This is a genomic window from Actinoalloteichus spitiensis RMV-1378, from assembly GCF_000239155.1.
GTDB classification, from domain to species: domain Bacteria; phylum Actinomycetota; class Actinomycetes; order Mycobacteriales; family Pseudonocardiaceae; genus Actinoalloteichus_B; species Actinoalloteichus_B spitiensis.
This window is the reverse complement of the sequence record NZ_AGVX02000208.1, coordinates 1-4328: the sequence shown is the minus strand read 5'-3', so window position 1 is coordinate 4328 and position 4328 is coordinate 1. Positions and strand designations below refer to the sequence as shown.

The 4328-nt window shown below is 74.8% G+C and carries 3 protein-coding genes; all 3 read right to left on the bottom strand.

The genetic code is table 11. The annotated features are described in order from the left end of the window. Positions 1 to 218 precede the first annotated feature (218 nt). The gene (locus ACTIDRAF_RS0210590; protein ID WP_016698713.1) at positions 219 to 629 is read right to left on the bottom strand and encodes an MmcQ/YjbR family DNA-binding protein; all 411 of its coding nucleotides are present in this window, start codon (positions 627 to 629) and stop codon (positions 219 to 221) included. 477 nt (positions 630 to 1106) lie between these two features. Continuing rightward, the gene (locus ACTIDRAF_RS28225; RefSeq protein WP_016698712.1) at positions 1107 to 2927 is read right to left on the bottom strand and encodes an acyl-CoA dehydrogenase family protein; all 1821 of its coding nucleotides are present in this window, start codon (positions 2925 to 2927) and stop codon (positions 1107 to 1109) included. Continuing rightward, on the bottom strand, positions 2924 to 4328 hold a 1405-nt coding region (locus ACTIDRAF_RS28220), incomplete at its 5' end, for a PfaD family polyunsaturated fatty acid/polyketide biosynthesis protein (RefSeq protein ID WP_016698711.1). The genes ACTIDRAF_RS28220 and ACTIDRAF_RS28225, both read right to left, overlap by 4 nt.

Genomic DNA, 4328 nt, shown 5'->3' with positions numbered 1-4328 from the left:
GGGGTCGGGGTGACCGCCCGCCACCGCGAGCAGGACGCGGTGCCCACCCACCACAGCCGCCGAGGAAGGCCCTGGCGCTCACGCTGCGACACCGTGTCCACGCCCAGCTCGTCCACGAAGGACCACCGCCCCCGGGTGACGCCAGGCAGTTCGGTGGCCGTGTCGCGGGCGACGTGCCACGCCGTCCTGCCGGCCAGGTCCAGCGGTGCGGCTCACGGTCAGGCACCCACCGCCTCCGGGTCGACGGGGCGACGCGAGCGGGGCAGCGTGGCGAGCACGAGGCGGTAGGACTCGGTCACCAGTTCCTCGACCAGCTCCGCGTCGAGGGAGTCGCCGGGAGCCAGCGTGATCCAGTACCTCTTGTTCATGTGGTAACCGGCGGTGATGTCCGCGTGCGCCTCACGAAGCGCTGCCACGTCGCTCGGGTCGGCCTTGACGATCACGACCGGCTGGCCAGCCACGATCCTGGCGTCCCGCACCCGGGAACGCCGTGGGACCTCGGTCATCAGCAGGAACCATTTCTCGAGGACCCTGCACGCCTCCCAGCCGGGCTCGAAGGAGTACAGCGTGGTTCCCGGGAGTCTCCGCGCACACCGCCGCGCTGTCTCCTGCAGGGCTTGGCCCTTCATCGTCCCCACTCCCCTGATCGGCACGAGCCCGCCGAGGTGGCCGGGCCGCGACCACCCGCTCCAGGGTCTACCCAGCCGGGGCCGGACGATGCCCTTCCCGGCAGCGGCTCACGGGCACGCCAGCTCAGCACGCCGCCCGGTGGCGGAGGAGCCTCGCCACTGCCGCCACCTCCCGCACCGATCAGCACATCGGTCGTGCTCCGCGGGGACCCCCGCCGGCGGCCCTGACCAGGCCTGTCCTTCCCGACCTGGCCTGTCCTTGCCGAGCACGACGGCTCGTCCCGGGCAGCACCGCGAGGCCAGCGCCCGGTGTCCGTCGGCTCGCCGCCGCGCTCGTCCGTCCGGGGTACCGCGGCGGGCCGGCCCGGACGAGGGTGGTCGGTGGCCGGTGTGCCCCGTGCACCTCCGTCCAGGTGTACCCAGCGGAGGTGACCTCCGGGCCGCGGCAGCGTCCTGCCCGTGCACCGGCCCGGGCTGTCACCGTTGGGGCACCGGGGCCGCGAAGCGGGCGCCCCCGCTCCCGCGCTCGGCCGCCACCGCCCCGGCGAGGGGCAGTGCCACCGCCGACACCAGGCGGTCACCGTCGAGGAGCGCGCGCCCAACCACCAAGGCCTGGTCCACCGATCTCGAGCGCAGGCGGAAGCGGCCGCCCCGGGCACACCCCAACACCAAGTCGAGCACGGGAACGAGCCAGTCGACCGCGCCGGGAGACAGCCCGAACAGGGGGAGTTCCCGGTTGCCCCACCAGGTCAGGACTGCCGCGGCTCCGGCCCACAGCGCGCAGTGCCGGTCGACCCGGCTCACCGTGCTCTCGTGTCCGGCGTCGGGGGCGGCGCCCCGGCCGTCGAGCCCGAGTTCGGTGAGCAGCGCCGTGAACGCCGCGAGCGCGTCCCGGCCCTGCTGCCCCAGCCCGGCGAGGCACGCCCTGATGCTGGGGGCCGCGGCGAGCAGGGCGGGTACCAGCGGGTCGGGACGCGGCGAGGCCAGGGTGAACCCGGCGAGCTCGAACGGCGGGAGGTGGCCGTCCAGGGCGCAGACACGGGACATCAGGCCGGGGTCCGCCCTCCGGTCGGCTCCCGGGGTGCGGTGCGCGGCGTCCAGCCGGGTACCGAGCTCGCGCACCAGGTCCAGCGGTGCGGTGTCGACGTACCGGGCGACGGCGAGGTCGCGGCGTACCACGTCGAAGGCGCGCAGCGGCCCGTCGGTGAGCAGTCCCCGCATCCCGAGGACGTCCGAACAACGGCCCACCACCTCCGAGGTCAATTCGCCCACCAGGCGTTTGGCCAGGGCGGCGCCGGTGGCGGCCCAGCCGGGGACGGCCTGCGCCGCGCGGACCGCGATGACCGAGACCAGGTCGGCGGCGACCAGCGCCGTCACGGCCACCGCCAGATCGTGGGTGGTCACCGCGTCCGGGCCGTCCCGGAGCCCCCGCCGCGCTCCGCCCGAGGCGTGCTGCCAGGCCAGCCGGAGTGCGGTGTCGCCGCCGGCGAGGCCCGCCGCGAGGCTGACCAGCCGCACCACCTGCAGGGAGCGGAGGGTGATCTCCATGCCTTCCCCCTGCCGGCCGACCAGTTGGTCGGCGCGCACGGGGAGCCCGGTGAAGCGGAACCGGCCGAAGCTGACGCCCCGGAACCCGGACGCACGGCTGTCGGCGGGGCAACGCGCGGCACGCGCGGACTCCTCGTCGAGCAGCACCAGGGAGAAGGCCGTCGGCCCTCGCCCGCCGTCGTGACACAGGACGACGAGCCCGTCGAGGTCGTTCGCCAACCCGACGAGCCACTTGCCACCGTCGAGCAGGTGACCGCTGCCTCCCCTCCCGAGGTGGCAGCGTGTGGAGAACAGGTCGGGAGCGTCCTCCTCGAGGCCAGCGAAACCCAGCGATCCGCCGGCCTCGGTCACGGCCAGGACGCGGTCCCGCTGATCGGGGCGGCCGGCGAGGAGGACCTGGGTGACGGCCGTGATGTTGAACATGGTGGCGGGCATGACGGTGACGTCCCGGCGGGCCGCCACCCGCACCACCAGCAGGGCCTGGTCGAGGTCCAGTCGCTCGCGGCCCGTGCGCGGGGCGAACACGCGGCGCAGCGGCCCGCCGGCGACGTCGGCGAGACCGACCGGCCGTGCTCCGGCGGCGTCCCGGGCGACCATGCCACCGAATCCCGCCGGGTTCGCCGGGTCGTGTGCGGCCCCGAGCCGGGCTTCGAGCTCGCTCGCCGGGAGGTGGCGCCGGGCCAGGGCCGCGCCGACCCGCCCGTCCGTGCCCGGTCCGGCCACGGGGCCGGTGTCCGCCACCTCGGTCACCGCACCACCGCCGTTTCCGGGGACCGGCGGTTCAGCACGGGGGCGGGGCGGTAGTCCCGGCAGCCGACCGGCAACCGGACCCCGGCGGCGGCGAGCTGGGCGACCCGGGTGCTGAACGCCGCGCCCCGCAGCAGGTGCCAGGACACCTCGGCGACCCGGCGGTTCTCCGGCGCGGAGAGGTAGGTCCCCCGCACCCAGTCGTTGAAGGCGCCCATCGAGGGACCGCACCAGACCTGGTAGTCGATGGCCCGCTCCTGCCGGCCCTCGACGGCCCACCGGGACGTCAGGCCCAGGTACCACCGGAAGACCAGCGCCATCTTCCGCTTCGGGTCGTTCCCCGCCCGTTCCACCTGGGCCGGGTCGCGAGCCGAGAAGTACTCGACCACCTCCCGCCAGACCTCGTCCACCGACCGGCGCAGCACCTGTTTCTCCAATATGGACCGTTCCACGCTGGGGAGCTCGTGCAGACCCGAGTAGGCCCGGTAGAGCTCGGAGAGCCGCCGGGCGCGCTGGGCGAACATGGTCCCCCTGCGCAGCACCTGGAGCTCCACGCCGAGTTCGAACATGTCGGCGGCGGGAGCCATCGCGCAGTCCGCGACGTCGGCGGCGCACAGGAGCCGGCGCACCCGCTCGGAGGTGCCCGACTCGACGCAGGCCTGGTTGACCGAGCCGGTGACGACGTAGTCGGCTCCGAGGGTGAACGCGGCGGCCACCGCCTCCGGGGTACCGAGCCCGCCGGCGGCGCCGAGCCTGGTGGCCGTCGCGAGGCGCTGGTCGGCCCGGACGCGGTTGCGCAACCGGTGGAAGATCGGGAAGAGCGCCAACAGCGGCCGGCGGTCGGTGTGGCCCCCGGAGTCCCCCTCCACCGTGATGTCGTCCGCCATGGGCACGGTCCGGGCCAGTTCCGCCTGCTCGGGGGTGACCAGCCCCCGCTCGAGCAGCTCCCGCACCTTCTCCGGTGGCGGCGGCGAGAGGAACCGCCGGGCCACCTCGGGTCGGGACACCTTGGCGATCACCCGGTTCCCGACCACCACCTCACCGTTCTCGCCCCGGCTCAGGCCGGCCACCCGGTAGCGGACCACGTTCGTGGTGAGTTCCAGGAACGCCGAGGCCTCGATGCACCGCACCCCCCTGGCGAGGTAGAGCTCGACACAGGCCCGTTCCAGTCCGCTCTCGCTCGGACTGTGGATGAGGTTGCAGGCGAAGGGCAGCCCGGGGATCTCCCGTTCGAACCGGGTGAGCGCCCGCTCGATCCGCTCCGGTGCCAGGCCGGCCGCCCCGAACGACCCGAGGCTCCCGGAGCGGGCGAGCTCCACGACCAGCTCCTCGGACCCGATGCCGCCAGCCATCGCGCCGGCCATCAGCGGGTAGCGGAGGCCATGGGCGGTGCGGAAGGCCGCC

What these genes read in the sequence shown, in the direction of transcription:
- ACTIDRAF_RS0210590 (WP_016698713.1), bottom strand. Translation starts at nt 629, where the DNA reads ATGAAGGGCCAAGCCCTGCAGGAGACAGCGCGGCGGTGTGCGCGGAGA.